Here is a 13,683-nt window from a genome sequence, read left to right as displayed (position 1 = left end):
GTCATGTTATCAGATCGCTATCCTCGGATGTATGAACTTTTTGGCGCATATTTCAATCAGGATTTCGATTTATGGGGAGACACGATTCCTGAGATCGCTTCCTGTTATAAAAGGGATAGTCCGCCGGACTATCATCAGGAAATAATCAATGAAATAAATTTATTCATGAACGAGCACCCTGGCGACTTGGACTCCGCATTTGAAAGAGATTACGGCCCGGGGTTTAACCCGGAATTATGGGGCCACACGACCGCGTCGTTTCTTGAAGAATTAAAACGTCTCTTTAGCGACTCTTAGTGCGCGTCGAATTCTCGTCATTTCACCTCTGCTGCGCGGCGGGTGGCCGACAGCCGATTGACGGGGATCGAGCGGGTCCATGACGAGACTCCTGATTTCGACGGCATATCTGCTCCGCCGCGAGGCGCGTACCTGCCCTATGCGTCTGAAGAGTGGATTTTTTTTCGAACCGCGAATGCATGACGCTGCACAGCCGCCCTCGCATCGGGCCGGATAGCGCCGATGCAAGATTCGAAGACTAGAATAAAAGGACCCCGTGTCGTGGCGGGCGCGTTGCACCCGAATAGGGAGCGATCATGCGCTCTGGAATCCTTGGTCTGTGCATTGGCGTGGCGGGCACACTCGCGCTGTCTGGCTGCGTCTATTCTGGCCCGTATTCATACTACCCGGGCGCAGGCGGCTATTACACCTGCACCAGCGCCACTGCAGAATCAACAGCTAGCAACGGTCCAATGCCGGCAAGCGGTACCGCCGGCGCGAACGCGACGCGAAACGACCTTGCGTTGTCGGGACAGAATTGCACGTATATCGCGGTACCTCCGCCTGCTTATTACGGCTACCCAGGCTACTACGGCTATCCCGGGTACTACGGTTATCCGGGCTATTACGGTTACCCCTACGGCTATCCATGGCCGGGCTACTACGGATGGTGGGGACCTTCAGTGGTGATCGGAGGCTACTGGGGAGGTGGCTACGGACATGGAGGCTACTACGGCCACTGGCACGGACATGGTGGGCACTGGCATTGAGAAGCCGTCAAATGCCTTAAGAGCTTGGCGAAGCGTGCACGCCCACTCGCCTCGCAAGATGCAAAACATAAATATCGAATCGATATAAACATATCGAAATAGAATAATTCTCAGCGCGGTTGTTCGTCGCTACGCTGTGCTGCATATCGACAGCGAGGACCTATGACCGCATTCGTTCCAACGTCCATGTCGACGCGGCGGCGCACGCTGCTGCGTGCGCTTGCCGCGACACCGTTCGCCTCGGCTTGCGCGTTCGCGGATGCGAACGACGCCCACTCGACGGACGGCGTGACGCTCATTCTCGGCGATCAGGCGGGCGGCACGCGCGCACTCGTCGAAGCCGCGAAAGTGCTCGACGGCACGCCGTACGCGTGGCGCTGGGCCAACTTTCAGGGCGCGGCACCGCTGTTCGAAGCGCAACGGGCCGGTTCAGTCGATCTCGCGCCAGCGGGCGACTTGCCGGTACTCGCGGCGGCCGTCGGCGACCCATCGCTGAAAATCGTCGCGACGCGAGTAGGCTCGGGCGCGCAACTCGGCATTCTGGTCGCGCCGCGTTCCACGATTACTTCGGTATCGGATCTAAAGGGAAAGACGGTGTTCGTGTCGTCGGCGCGCGGCAGCATTTCGCAGTTCCAGCTGTATGGCGCGCTGGCCGAGGCGGGGTTGTCGAAAGACGACGTGTCGGTGCGCTTCATTCTGCCCGTCGATGCGTTCGCCGCGTTCGCATCGGGTTCGATCGAAGTATGGGCAACATTCGATCCGTACTACGGCATCGCCGTGCAGCGCGGCGGGCGTGTGCTGCGCGACGGCACCGGCATCAACAGCGGGCTCGGCTTCATCACGGCATCGGGCGGCGCGCTCGCGGACCCGCGCAAACGCGCCGCGATCGCGGACTTGCTGCGGCGTTATCAACGCGCGGGAGACTGGGCGATTGCGAACCCCGAGGCCTACGCGCAGATCTACGCAACGCTCACGCGTTCGCCACTCGATGCGGCGCGGCAGATCACGAAACGCGCGTCGCTGAAGCAGCATTTCGTCAACGACAGCGACATCGACGCGCTGCAAAAAGTCGCGGACCGCGCGCAGCGCGACGCGATCCTGCCAGGCCGCATCGACGTGCGCGCGATTTCGGAGACCCATCTTGCCAACGCATGATCTCGCCCTGACGGAGCGTGCCGCCGTGTCGACTCAATCGCAGACGCTTGAACTCGCCGGCTTTGCCGACGCCGCAGAACCTGCCGCGCGTGAACAAGGCAAGCGTGTCGTCGCTGTGCTGGCTGCGCTTGGCTGGCTCGCGGGCGCGGCGCTCACGCGATGGTGGCCCGCGCTCGACGATTGGCCGTACACGCGCGAACTGCTGATTCTGAAGCTGGTGCTCGCAGCGGCGTCGTTGGCAATCGGCATTGCCGGCCGCCGCGCAGGCACGGCGGCGAAACTACGCCCGGTCACCACAAGCTCCCGTCTCGACGCATGGCTCGATGCGACGCCGTGGCTGCTCGCGCTGTCGCTCGGCATCACCGGATGGGAAATCGTCACCGCGCAACTCGAATGGCTGCCGCGTCCGTTCTTCGCGCCGCCGCAAGCCCTGATCGCCGTCTACGCCGACGATCTGCCGCGGCTCGCCGCGAGCGTCGGACATTCATTCGTGCTGCTTGCTTATGGCTATGTCGCCGGTGCGTTGACCGGCTTCGTCATCGGCGTCGCGATCGGCTGGTCGAAGGCGGTCGGCTACTGGGTGCATCCCGTGCTGCGGCTGATCGGGCCGCTACCTGCCACCGCGTGGCTTCCGCTCGCGTTCTTCTTCTTTCCGTCGAGCTTCAGCGCGAGCGTGTTCCTGATCGCGCTGGCCACTGCGTTTCCGGTTGCCGTGCTCACGTGGTCCGGCGTCGCGAGCGTCAACTCCGCTTACTACGACGTGGCCCGCACGCTTGGCGCGCGACCCACCTTCCTGATCCTGCGCGTCGCGATTCCCGCCGCGTTGCCGTCCGTGTTCGTGGGCCTTTTCATGGGCCTCGGCGCGTCGTTTGCCGTGCTGTTCGTCGCGGAGATGATGGGCGTGAAGGCCGGACTCGGCTGGTACCTGCAATGGGCGCAGGGCTGGGCCGCCTATCCGAACATGTATGCCGCGCTGCTCGTGATGGCACTGATGTGCTCCGCCCTCATCACGCTGCTGTTCCGCGCGCGCGATCGTCTGCTCGCCTGGCAAAAAGGAATGCTGAAATGGTAGCCGCTTCTGAAGCGCAATTCGTCGCCGACACGCGGCAAGGCGCGCGCATCGACGTGCGCAACGTCAGTCATCGCTTCGTGCTGCGCGGCGCCGCCTTGCCGGTGCTCGACGACCTCAGCCTCTCGATCGAGCCCAGCGAATTCGTTGCGCTGCTGGGGCCGAGCGGCTGCGGCAAGTCGACGTTGCTGCGACTCGTGGCCGGCCTGGAAGCGCCGGTACAGGGGGCGATCCATGCCGACGGCGAGCGCGTCAGCGGACCCGACCCGTCGCGGGTGGTCGTGTTTCAGGACCCGACGCTGTTCCCGTGGCGCACCGTGCGCGACAACGTCGGGCTTGGTCCCGAGATGCGTCGCGCGAGGCGCGACGGCGCCGCGCGCATCGATGCCGCGCTCGAACTGGTCGGGCTGTCCGCATTCGCGAACGCGTTTCCGCATCAACTGTCGGGCGGCATGGCGCAGCGCGCGGCGCTCGCACGCGCGCTCGTCAACGATCCGCAATTGCTGGTGCTCGACGAACCGTTCGGCAAGCTCGATTCGCTGACGCGCATGCGCATGCAGGGCGAGCTCGTGCAGCTGTGGCAGGCGCAGGGGTTTTCAGTGCTGCTCGTCACGCACGACGTCGAGGAAGCGCTGTACGTCGCGAATCGCGTGATCGTGCTCAGCGAGCGGCCCGCGCGCATCGTCGCGCAGGTGCGCAACGACGCGCCGTATCCGCGGCATCGGGACGACCCGGCGCTCGTCGCGCTACGCCGCCAGGTGCTGGCGCAACTGGGCCTCGACACCTGAGACGCGCGCCGACAACTCGCTCATTCATTACCACACCACACCTCTGGGAAAACACAGCAATGAACCATTTCGACGACGAGCGCGCGCCGACGAACCTCGCGCGCCGCGCATGGCTCGGCCGCGCCGCGCGGACAGCAGGCGCGGCCACGCTAGGCGGCGCCGCGTTCGGGCTGCCGGGGCTGCGCGCATCGGCCGATGAAGCGGTGAAGCCGCTCAAACTGTCGTGGAACGCGGGCGCGATCTGCACGGCGCCCGTGCCGGTCGCCGCGCAGCAAGGTTTTTTCCGCAAGCATGGGCTGCAAGTGGAACTCGTCAACTTCGCGGGCTCGACCGACCAGTTGCTCGAAGCGATCGCGACGGGCAAGTCCGATGCCGGCGTCGGCATGGCGCTGCGCTGGATCAAACCGCTGGAACAGGGATTCGACGTAAAGCTGACGGCGGGCATCCACGGTGGCTGCATGCGGCTGCTCGCGACGCGCGCATCCGGCATCGTCGATCTGCAAGGGCTCAAGGGGCGCACCGTCGGCGTCAGCGACATGGCGAGCCCGGCGAAGAATTTCTTCGCGATCACGCTGAAGAAGATCGGCATCGATCCCGACAACGACGTGCGCTGGCGCCAGTACCCGGCACCGCTGCTTGGCGAGGCGCTCAAGAAAGGGGAGGTGCAGGCGATCGCCGATGGTGACCCGACCATCTGGACGCTGCGCGAGACCGATCACCTGCAGGAGGTGTCGAACAATCTGTGCGGCGAGTACGCGAACCGCGTGTGCTGCGTGCTGGGCGTGCGCGGCTCACTGATCCGCAAGGACCGCTCAACCGCCCAGGCACTCACGCAGGCGCTGCTCGAAGCGACCGAATGGACCGCCAACCATCCGGCCGAGGCGGCGGCGATCTTCGCGCCGAACGCGCCGGGCGCGAACGTCGCGCAACTGACCGGGATGTTGAAGAGCCACACGGATCGTCACCATCCGGTCGGCGATGCGTTCAGGAAGGAAATCGCGCTTTACGCGGACGATCTTAAATCGGTCGGCGTGCTCAATGCGGGCACGAGTTCGGATCGCTTCGCGACGCGGGTGTTTTCCGACGTGTTGGCTTGACATAGAGTCGGTGCAAATGATTGCGCGGCGCGTGAGTTTTGCGCGCGCCGCGTTTCTTTGTCGGCCTGCCAGCGGCGGCCGTTCGTATGGGCCGCGGCTCCCGCCCAAAAGACAGGAAGTAAACAGAGATTTTCAAATGAAATAGACCCCTCGACTTCCAAAAGGCACTTTGATATTGTCGCCGCCATGAAGATAACCAATCATCGCGCGCGGGGCGCACTCGTCTTTCTGTTCGCTTTTCTCATTGTCTGGTCTCGTGCAACTACCCGGCTCGAGCACGGATTCCTGTGGGCGGAGGACGCCCCCATCTTTATTCTCCAGGCGCATCAGTTGGGCTTGCGCGCCATCCTGACAAACTATTCTGGCTATTTGCATCTGGTACCTCGGCTGATTGCCGAAACGCAGCGCGCTATCGTGCCATTCAGCGCGACTCCCTACTTTTTCGTATGGTGCTGCGCGGCTGTCACGTCAGGCGTATGCGCATACATCGCGTTCGCTCTTCGCCAGTTCACACCGGTCACTGCTGTATTCATGGGCCTTGCGCCGGTCCTCGCTCCTCAGAACGGCGAGGTGCTGCTCTCGATCACATACCTGCAATGGATTCTGCTGCCTGCGCTGCTCGTGCTGCTCTGGGAAGCAGTATTTGAAAGCCAGGGTCGCCGGTCGCTGCCGCGAGCCACCGCAGTTGGATTGTTGACGCTGACCGGGCCGTTCGGTGTTCTCCTCATGCCGATCGTCGCGATAGCTATTGCGCTGCGCCGGCTGAGATCAAGATCTGCGTCGATAAACTTGCCGATTTTGGCGACATATTTCGTCGCTGTTGCAGTGCAGACCATCGTCATGCTGCGCAATCCGCAGCCACCGAAAGGAATACACGATATCCCCTGGGTCACCTGGATGATTCAGGCGATGTTTACGGATTTCCTGCCCTCGGTGATCGCCACCACCACGGCCGGCTGTCTATTCGCCGTGCTTGTGATTGGTGTTTGCGCTCTGTCGCGTGCGCGGCTGGTGTTTGCATTTCTGCTTTACTTTGGCGTGCTTCTCTGGGGTCTGGGTGTCACGAGGGTGGCACCGGCCGTACAAATCGCCTGGTACGGAACTGGCGCGCGCTATGTATATCCGTGGGGCATTTTCATGCTATGGACGTTGACGCTGTCGATTGCCAACACGAGGATTACATTGCTCAAACCGGTAGCTGCGGTTCTGATTTTCCTGATTCTGCTTGCTTCCGGCGAACGATTCGAAGCGCAGCTTCTGCAGCAGTGGGAAATTCAATCGAACTCCACGTCCTATCACGTGACTGTTCCGCCGGGCTGGTCCATCGATTTTGCGCGGTAGAACAGGTGTTGGCGTCGTACGCCTTATCGACCGCGAGCCGCAGACGCGGATGCTGCAACGCCGGCAAATGCGGCCCGCCCGAGATTGCCGAGCACCGTATCGTCCTGCGGCGTATGAATGCGCGCGCACAGCACGTCGCGATAGTGGCGCTCCAGCGGGTTGTTGCGGCTCAGTCCGGGATTGCCGCTCGCTTCGAGCGCGAGCTGCACGGCTTCGATCGCGTGCCGGCTGACCAGATACTTGATGGCCGGCGCTTGCGTCGCGTCGACGTGACCGGCCGCGCCCGCATCGAGCAACGCGCGGTTGTTGAATAGCAGCGAGTCGATGCGGCCCGCCGTCTGCTGAAAGCGCTCGAGGCTCGACAGTGGCGCGTTGAGGCCAGACGGTGCGCGCTGCGCAGCCCATTGCACGAACCAGTCGCGCGCGGCCCGTGCCACGCCGTCATAGATCGACGGCAGCAGCACGTTCATCCAGATGCCGGTCAGCGGGTCCATTCCCGTAGCCTGCTGCGCCGGTTGCAAATCGACCGCATGGTCGAGCGGCACGAGCACATTGTCGAAGATCACCTCGTGACTACCGGTCGCACGCATGCCGAGATGGTTCCACGGCTCGCCGAAGCGGATGCCCGGCGTATCGCGATGCACGAGCCACGCGCCGACGCGCGGCGAGTCTTCGTCCGTGCGGCCCCAGACCGCGAACCACGTGAGCCCCGGGCTGCCGGTCGAATAGAGCTTGCGGCCGTTCAGCAGCCAGTGATCGTCCGCGCGCCGGCCGATCGTCGCGGGCAGGCCGCCGCGCGACGGTGAACCAAGCTCGGGCTCGACGCGTAGCGAGTTGATGAGCGCACCACGCTCGACGGCGTCGCGTGCGATGCGTTCCTTGAGCGCGGCAGGCCAATTCGGATTGGCCTGCAACCGCAGGTGATACAGGCATTGCATCACGAGGATCAGCGCCGTCGACGGTTCGCCGCGCGCAATCGCGCCGACCACGCGCAGCGTTTGCGCGAGCGTAGCCTCGCGTCCACCGAGCGCGCGAGGCACGGTCAGCGACAGCAGGCCCGCGCGACGCAGGCGCGCGAGGTTGTCGTGCGGGAACAGCGGGCCAGCGTCGAGCGCGGCCGCGCCGGCCGCGAACTCGCGGGTCAGCGCGTCGAGCCACGCGGCGGCTTGCGGACTGTCGAGATCTGCCAACGCATCGAGCGCGGCGGCGTCGCGCTCGGCTTCGGCAAGCGCGTTATCAGGGGGACGGCTCGTCATTGTGAACAGATCGGTTGCGATTGCGGGTTGCCGGGTTGCGAGCGATCTCATCGCGCGTCGAGCGGGAATTGCCGGTCGAAGCTTGGCGTGACGTCGAGGCGCGTCTTGATCACGTCGGCGCGGTGATAGAGGTCGGCGGTCTTTTGCTGCTCGGCGACGAGGCCGTCGTCGATCGTGACAGGATGCAGCTGTGCGCGTTGGTAGACGGTCTTCAGCACGTCGGGCGGCAAGCCGGTCACCTTCGATTGCATCGCGGCGACTTCGTCCGGATGCGCGAGCGCCCAGCGCTGCCCTGCCGCTACGCGCTTGAGGAAGTCGGCGATTTCAGCATGCTTGTCCTCGATCGACGTCTGCGTCGCCGCCTGAAAACTGAGACCCGACGACAGGCCGATACCGTTGGCGATGCTGCGGTCATGATCCTTTTGCTCGGCGAGCGCGACGTATGGGTCCCACGTGGACCATGCATCGACATTGCCCGACGCGAGCGCTGCCTTCGCATCGGCCGGCTGCATGAAGCGCAGCGACACGTCGGAGAGCTTGATGCCGGCCCGCTCCAGCGTCGCGATCGCGAGATAGTGGCCGATCGAGCCGCGCGTCGTCGCAATGCGCTTGCCCTTGAGGTCGGCGGCCGTTCTGATCGGCGAGTCGTCGGGCACGATGATCGCGAGGTCACGCGGAATCGAGCGCGTCGCCGCGACCGCGCGCACTCGCGCGCCCGCGGCGTAGGCGAAGATCAGTGGCGCATCGCCGAGACCGCCGACGTCGATCGCGCCCGCGTTGAGCGCTTCGCCTAGCGGTTGCGCAGCCGGGAAGTTGAACCATTCGATCTTGTACGGCAGATTATTCAGTTGTCCGGAGGCTTCGAGAATGCCGTGCGTCTGCAACTGCTGGTCGCCGACTTTCAGCGTGGAATCGGCCATAGCCGCAAAAGGCACGCACGCGACGAGCAGAACCCCGGAGAACTTCAGTAGAAGCCGATTCATAGCACGAAGAACCCATGTGTGCCGTCGCGCTCGAGCTGCGCGACGAGGCCGTACTCCCATTCCAGATATGCGTTCATTGCCTCGCGCGCGTTGTCGGTGCCTTCATAGGGACGCCGGTAACGATCGATGCGCGGCGACGCGAGATGCGCATCGCCGCTTTCGGTCGGCAAGCCCGCGCGGATCCACGCCGACGTGCCACCTTCGAGAACCTGCACCGGCTTGCCAGTCAGCGAGGCAATCTCCGGCGCGGCGAACTTCGCGAGCGCGCTCGTCGCGCACGTGATCACGTAGCGTTTCGCATCGGGTAGCGTGCGCAGATCGTCGATGGCGCTCGTGAGCCGCGAGCGCACGAGCCACCAGGCGCCCGGAATATGGGCTTTCACGTGATTTGCGCTCGCCGTGACGTCGATCACGAGCGTGCCGCTCGAAGGGTCTGCGAGGAGCGCGGTTAGTTCCTGCGCGGACACGGTAGGCGTGGACGCCGGCTCGGGCTTTGCGCCACGCCACGCGCCGCTTGCGGTGAGGTCTTGCGGTGCGGCGCCGTCGACGACATACACGTCGATGTTCATCTGCGCGAGCCAAGAGGCGGTCATGTTCGCGCGCACACCATCGTCGTCGAACAGCACCACGCGCGCGCCGCGCACGGGGGCAAACATGTCGGTTTCCTGAACGAGCTGGCCGCCCGGTGCGCCCTGAAAGCCCTGCGCATGCGCGCGTTCGTATTCGGCGGGCGTGCGCACGTCGAAGCGATAGGTGGTGCGCCACGCGTCGACGGCCCAGCGCGCGGCTTCGCCGAGTGTCGTGCGGCCCACCCCTGCGCGGTCGGCAAGCGCGCGCGCCGCGCCACGCGACGCGCCGAGGTTGACCGCGTCCAGCCCGGCTCGAGGATCGAACTGCCGGTCGCTGCCATGTTCGAGCGACTGTCCCGCGAGCGTCCAGCCGATCGTGCCGTTGCGCAGCGCCGCGACGGGATTCGGCAAACCCGCATTGACGAGCGATTGAGCGCCGATGATGCTGCGCGTGCGTCCCGCGCAATTGACGATCACGCGCGTCTTCGGGTCCGGTGCGAGCGCACGCGCACGCAGCACGAGTTCGGCACCGGGCACGCTGATGCTGCCGGGAATGTTCATAGTCTGGTATTCGTCGAAACGTCGCGCGTCGAGCACGATGACGTCGTCGCCATCGGTTAGCAGCGTCTCGACGGCCTCAGCCGACAAAGACGGCGTGTGCCGGCGCGCTTCGACGAATTCGCCAAACGCCTTGCCTGGCACGTTGACGTCGCAAAACACCTCGCCGCCGGCGCGAATCCACCCGTCGAGGCCACCCGCGAGCAACGCGACCTGGGTGTAGCCAAGCGCCGTCAGCTTGTCGGCGGCGCGTGTGGCAAGTCCTTCGCCGGCATCGAACAGCACGATCGGCACATCGCGGCGCGGCAGACGCGTATAGGCGTCGAGTTCGAGTTTCGACAGGGGGAAATTAGCAGCGAAAAGCGGATGAGCCTGCGCATGCGGGTCTTCTTCGCGCACGTCGAGCAGCGCGATTTCGCGGCGCGCGAGAAGTGCTTCGCGCACATCTTCGTAGGTGCGAACCGGATAGGTCGTCATCAGGGGTGCTGTTCCTTGCTGAGGTCCCACAGGTTGGGGAGCGCGTCGTTCGAGTAACCGGAGATGAAGGGCTTGGCGAGGCCGTCGGGCGTATAGGTCGAGCGGCGCACCGCGCCGATGTTCGCGCCATACACGTGGATGCTGATCGACGTGCGGTCGTCATACGCATTGCGCACGCGATGAATATCGCCGATCCCCGGTGACACCGCTTCGACGTCGCCCGCTTCGAGGCGCACTTCGGCACCCGTCTGACGCAGCGTGCCGTCGTCGTTGCGCGCGTACGGCGCGGCGAGTTCGGCGCCGCGCAGCACACCGATCAAGCCCCAAACCGTGTGGTCGTGAATCGGCGTCTGCTGTCCCGGTCCCCACACGAAGCTGACGACGCTAAAGCGCTGGCGAGCATCGGCATACAACAGGAATTGCTGATAGCGCTCGACGGACGGTTGCAGATAAGCGTCCGGTAGCCAGTCGTCGACACGGATTAGCTCGCGCAATGCGTGCGCGCCCTGTTCGAGCAACCCGGCTTCGTTCACGCCTGAATCGACGAGGTGCGCAATTTCGCCAACAAAACGGCGCAGTCTATGAATGGCCATCAGTCGAGCAGCTCTGGTTCGGCCTCGACGAGCCCTTCATAGAGGCTATCGAACGCATGTCGTGCGCCGTTCGCGCGGCCGACCTGCTGATGCGTGAGGGCCGCCATGTCGTGCGGGATCGGTTGCGGCGTGCCGGCCGCCTGTGCGAGCAGTTGGGCATGGCACGCGTTGTCGAACGCGATGTACCACCATGCGGCGGCTTCCACGGAAGGACCGGCCGTGAGGATGCCGTGGTTCTTCAGGATCACGGCCTTGTGCGACCCGAGTGCGTCTGCAATGCGTGCGCCTTCGGTGGTGTCGAGCACGACGCCGCGAAAGTCGTCGAACAGCGCATGGTCTTCGTAGAAAGCGCAGGAGTCTTGCGTCAATGGATCGAGCTTGCGTCCGAGCGTCGACCATGCCTTGCCATACAGCGAATGGGTATGCGCGGCGGCCACCACGTCGGACCGTGCCTCGTGAATCGCCGCATGAATCGCGAACGCGGCCTGATTCACCGGAGCGTCGCCGATCACGATCTCGCCGTGACTGTTGACGAGCAACAGATCCGACACGCGGATGCGGCCGAAATGCCGGCCAAGCGGATTGACCCAGAAATGATCGGTCCATTCGGGATCGCGCGCGGTGATGTGACCCGCCAGACCCTGCGCGAAGCCGTAACGCGCGAACAGACGGAATGCGCCGGCAAGACGCTGCTGCCGGTGCAAGCGCTCTTGCGCGAGCGAGCGGGGCGGCTCGGCGTCGTCGTCGAACCAGAATTTGCGTAGCGGCGTGGGACGAAATGCAGGCGAACGCGTATCGGCGAGTACGGTGCTCATGGTGTCGTCGCGCTCGCGTTACGCCGCGTGGCGTGCGCGCGACGTCAGTTCGCGCGTCGCGGGGATCAGTTCACGGCCGTAGTCGATCGCGTCTTCGAGCGGATCGAAGCCGCGGATCAGGAACGTCGTGACGCCCAGCGCGTGATATTCGGCGAGCGTTTGCGCGACCTGCGCCGGTGTGCCGACGAGCGCGGTCGAATTCGAACGGCCGCCGATCTCTTTGGCGACCGCGGTCCACAGCCGCTCGTCCGCGTGCACGCCGTCGCCGGCAGCTGCAAGCAGACGCCGCGCGCCTTCGCTCTGTTGCGGACCGCCACGCGCGAAGCCTTGCTCGACGCGAAGCCGGCGCGTCTCGTCGAGAATGTGTTCGGCGCGTTCCCATGCGGCTTTTTCAGTCGACGCGAGGATCGGCCGGAACGACACCGAGAAGCGCACGCTACGGCCGTGTTTCGCGGCTTCGGCTTGCACGCGCCTGATCTGCTCGTGGACCTGCTGTTTCGATTCGCCCCACAGCGCGTAGACGTCCGCGTGCTTGCCCGCGACTGCGAGCGCAGGTGCCGATGCGCCGCCGAAATAGATCGGCACGTGTGGCGTCTGTTTCGGTTTGACTTCGGAGAACGCCTTTTCGAAGCGGTAAAAACGGCCCTCGTGATCGAACGGACCCGCTTCGGTCCAGAGACGGCGCAGGATCTGCAAATACTCGTCGGTGCGCGCGTAGCGCTCGTCATGGCTCAGGAAGTCGCCGTCGCGCCGCTGCTCTTCGTCGCTGCCGCCGGAGATGAAATGCACGGCGAGGCGGCCGCCGGAGAAGTGATCGAGCGTCGCAATCTGTCTTGCCGCGAGTGTCGGCGCGACGAAGCCCGGCCGATGCGCGAGCATGAAGTGCACGCGCGACGTCACGCTCGCGGCGTAGGCGATCGTGATGGTCGCGTCGGCGCTGGTCGAACCGTGGGGTACGAGGATGCGGTCGAAGCCCGCGTTCTCATGCGCCTGGGCGAAAACGCGCACGTAGTCGGTATCGATCGCGGGGCCTTGCGGAGCATGCGTCTCCGAGACCTTGCGTTGCTGGATCATGCCGATGAATTCGACGCTCACGATAGCTCCTTTCCGGATATTCGTTTCTATGGAGAAATGGAAGCAGAAGCAGACGTGACGCGGTGCACGCCTGTGCGATGAATTCAGGCTAACACCGGGTTATGCGAACGCTAAATATTAGATTTAGCTAAAGATATAGGGCGTGCTTGTTAGGGGCGTAGGCGGGTGTTGATCTTTCAGGCCAATGCGTCGGCTTCATGCGACGCTAGCCGCTCTCTGCTGATAACGGCAATAAGTTCGCCCGATGAAAAGTTGTCTGGAAGGTGCACGGCACTATTTGATCGTGTCAGCGGCAACCTTGCACACCGCGGCGTCCTGGTCGCCCGTGCCGCCACTGCATCCGATCGCGCCGACCACCTTTCCTCCCTCTATAAGCGGAAATCCTCCCGGCGACGCGACCAGTCCCGGCTCCAGCGTACCGATGTAAGCATGTCCGGCCTCGAACTGGTTGTAGAAGACCCGGGTTTCGCGACGAAATCGTGCTGATGTACTGGCTTTCCTCTGCGATACCTCAATCGATGCGTACTGCGCGCCGTCCATTCGTTCAAACGCAAGGAGGTCGCCATTCGGATCGACAACAGCTATGTTCATTTTCCAATCGCGCCGCTTCGCTTCTGCTTCTGCAATCGAGAGCAGCTTCTTCGCGGCGTCTACACCGATTGCAGTGCCATAGGGAATGTCGAATGGGATCTTGTCGGGCGTCCCGCCCGCAGAGGGTTGAGACGCGGGGGGTTGCGCCGCTGCAGCGGTCGCTATGGCGAGGCAGGCCACGCATGCGATCTGGACGAGGTTTTGCATCGGACCATCTCCTGTTGGTGGTCGGAAGGTTCGCGCTGCGGCG

At 64.1% G+C, this 13,683-nt stretch carries 14 protein-coding genes; 7 read left to right on the top strand and 7 right to left on the bottom strand.

Going from position 1 to position 13,683, the window contains the following annotated elements:
- Positions 1–3: 3 nt before the first annotated feature.
- The 7 genes from L0U81_RS27775 (at position 4) to L0U81_RS27745 (ending at position 6,496) form a co-directional block, all read left to right on the top strand.
- Complete coding sequence (locus L0U81_RS27775) at positions 4–297, top strand: contact-dependent growth inhibition system immunity protein (RefSeq protein WP_233808231.1); 294 nt, start codon at positions 4–6, stop codon at positions 295–297.
- A gap of 296 nt (positions 298–593) precedes the next feature.
- Positions 594–1,046 (top strand): hypothetical protein, encoded by a 453-nt coding sequence (locus tag L0U81_RS27770; RefSeq protein WP_233808230.1) that lies wholly within the window; start codon positions 594–596, stop codon positions 1,044–1,046.
- A 162-nt stretch (positions 1,047–1,208) separates the two neighbouring features.
- On the top strand, positions 1,209–2,201 hold the full coding sequence (locus L0U81_RS27765) for an ABC transporter substrate-binding protein (protein WP_233808229.1): 993 nt from the start codon (positions 1,209–1,211) through the stop codon (positions 2,199–2,201).
- A gap of 25 nt (positions 2,202–2,226) precedes the next feature.
- Positions 2,227–3,273, top strand: a complete 1,047-nt coding sequence (locus L0U81_RS27760; RefSeq protein WP_442793479.1) for an ABC transporter permease — start codon at positions 2,227–2,229, stop codon at positions 3,271–3,273.
- A complete protein-coding gene (locus tag L0U81_RS27755; RefSeq protein WP_233808228.1) occupies positions 3,267–4,058 on the top strand; it encodes an ABC transporter ATP-binding protein in 792 nt (263 codons plus the stop codon). Before L0U81_RS27760 ends, L0U81_RS27755 begins: the two co-directional genes overlap by 7 nt.
- Before the next feature lie 59 nt (positions 4,059–4,117).
- Positions 4,118–5,155, top strand: coding sequence for an ABC transporter substrate-binding protein (locus L0U81_RS27750; RefSeq protein WP_233808227.1), 1,038 nt, complete (start codon positions 4,118–4,120; stop codon positions 5,153–5,155).
- Between the two features lie 186 nt (positions 5,156–5,341).
- Complete coding sequence (locus L0U81_RS27745) at positions 5,342–6,496, top strand: hypothetical protein (protein ID WP_233808225.1); 1,155 nt, start codon at positions 5,342–5,344, stop codon at positions 6,494–6,496.
- A gap of 23 nt (positions 6,497–6,519) precedes the next feature.
- Here the strand turns inward: L0U81_RS27745 and L0U81_RS27740 are convergent, their stop codons facing one another.
- From L0U81_RS27740 to L0U81_RS27710, 7 genes are all read right to left on the bottom strand, one after another.
- Positions 6,520–7,752 carry an acyl-CoA dehydrogenase family protein gene (locus L0U81_RS27740; RefSeq protein WP_233808222.1) on the bottom strand — a complete coding sequence of 411 codons (1,233 nt, stop codon included), beginning with the start codon at positions 7,750–7,752 and terminating at the stop codon, positions 6,520–6,522.
- Positions 7,753–7,799: 47 nt separating this feature from the next.
- Positions 7,800–8,735, bottom strand: coding sequence for an ABC transporter substrate-binding protein (locus L0U81_RS27735; protein WP_233808221.1), 936 nt, complete (start codon positions 8,733–8,735; stop codon positions 7,800–7,802).
- Positions 8,732–10,339 carry a rhodanese-related sulfurtransferase gene (locus L0U81_RS27730; RefSeq protein ID WP_233808220.1) on the bottom strand — a complete coding sequence of 536 codons (1,608 nt, stop codon included), beginning with the start codon at positions 10,337–10,339 and terminating at the stop codon, positions 8,732–8,734. The genes L0U81_RS27735 and L0U81_RS27730 overlap by 4 nt, the downstream gene beginning before the upstream one ends.
- On the bottom strand, positions 10,339–10,932 hold the full coding sequence (locus L0U81_RS27725; protein ID WP_233808218.1) for a cysteine dioxygenase: 594 nt from the start codon (positions 10,930–10,932) through the stop codon (positions 10,339–10,341). The genes L0U81_RS27730 and L0U81_RS27725 overlap by 1 nt, the downstream gene beginning before the upstream one ends.
- The gene (locus L0U81_RS27720; protein WP_233808215.1) at positions 10,932–11,747 is read right to left on the bottom strand and encodes a class II aldolase/adducin family protein; all 816 of its coding nucleotides are present in this window, start codon (positions 11,745–11,747) and stop codon (positions 10,932–10,934) included. Before L0U81_RS27720 ends, L0U81_RS27725 begins: the two co-directional genes overlap by 1 nt.
- A gap of 18 nt (positions 11,748–11,765) precedes the next feature.
- Entirely contained in the window at positions 11,766–12,842 is a 1,077-nt protein-coding gene (locus L0U81_RS27715; protein ID WP_233808212.1) for an LLM class flavin-dependent oxidoreductase, read from the bottom strand.
- Between the two features lie 273 nt (positions 12,843–13,115).
- Complete coding sequence (locus tag L0U81_RS27710) at positions 13,116–13,640, bottom strand: GlcG/HbpS family heme-binding protein (RefSeq protein WP_233808211.1); 525 nt, start codon at positions 13,638–13,640, stop codon at positions 13,116–13,118.
- Positions 13,641–13,683 lie beyond the last annotated feature (43 nt).

The organism is Paraburkholderia sp. HP33-1, assembly GCF_021390595.1.
GTDB lineage: Bacteria > Pseudomonadota > Gammaproteobacteria > Burkholderiales > Burkholderiaceae > Paraburkholderia.
Note: the sequence above shows the minus strand (reverse complement) of the source record. Positions and strands in the feature narration are given on the sequence as shown.

Bases quoted from the DNA above. Each gene is read 5' to 3' on its own strand.
- L0U81_RS27730 (WP_233808220.1), bottom strand. From the start codon at position 10,339: ATGACGACCTATCCGGTTCGCACCTACGAAGATGTGCGCGAAGCACTT.
- L0U81_RS27740 (WP_233808222.1), bottom strand. From the start codon at position 7,752: ATGACGAGCCGTCCCCCTGATAACGCGCTTGCCGAAGCCGAGCGCGAC.
- L0U81_RS27765 (WP_233808229.1), top strand. From the start codon at position 1,209: ATGACCGCATTCGTTCCAACGTCCATGTCGACGCGGCGGCGCACGCTG.
- L0U81_RS27710 (WP_233808211.1), bottom strand. From the start codon at position 13,640: ATGCAAAACCTCGTCCAGATCGCATGCGTGGCCTGCCTCGCCATAGCG.
- L0U81_RS27770 (WP_233808230.1), top strand. From the start codon at position 594: ATGCGCTCTGGAATCCTTGGTCTGTGCATTGGCGTGGCGGGCACACTC.
- L0U81_RS27775 (WP_233808231.1), top strand. From the start codon at position 4: ATGTTATCAGATCGCTATCCTCGGATGTATGAACTTTTTGGCGCATAT.
- L0U81_RS27745 (WP_233808225.1), top strand. From the start codon at position 5,342: ATGAAGATAACCAATCATCGCGCGCGGGGCGCACTCGTCTTTCTGTTC.
- L0U81_RS27750 (WP_233808227.1), top strand. From the start codon at position 4,118: ATGAACCATTTCGACGACGAGCGCGCGCCGACGAACCTCGCGCGCCGC.
- L0U81_RS27755 (WP_233808228.1), top strand. From the start codon at position 3,267: ATGGTAGCCGCTTCTGAAGCGCAATTCGTCGCCGACACGCGGCAAGGC.
- L0U81_RS27735 (WP_233808221.1), bottom strand. From the start codon at position 8,735: ATGAATCGGCTTCTACTGAAGTTCTCCGGGGTTCTGCTCGTCGCGTGC.
- L0U81_RS27720 (WP_233808215.1), bottom strand. From the start codon at position 11,747: ATGAGCACCGTACTCGCCGATACGCGTTCGCCTGCATTTCGTCCCACG.
- L0U81_RS27725 (WP_233808218.1), bottom strand. From the start codon at position 10,932: ATGGCCATTCATAGACTGCGCCGTTTTGTTGGCGAAATTGCGCACCTC.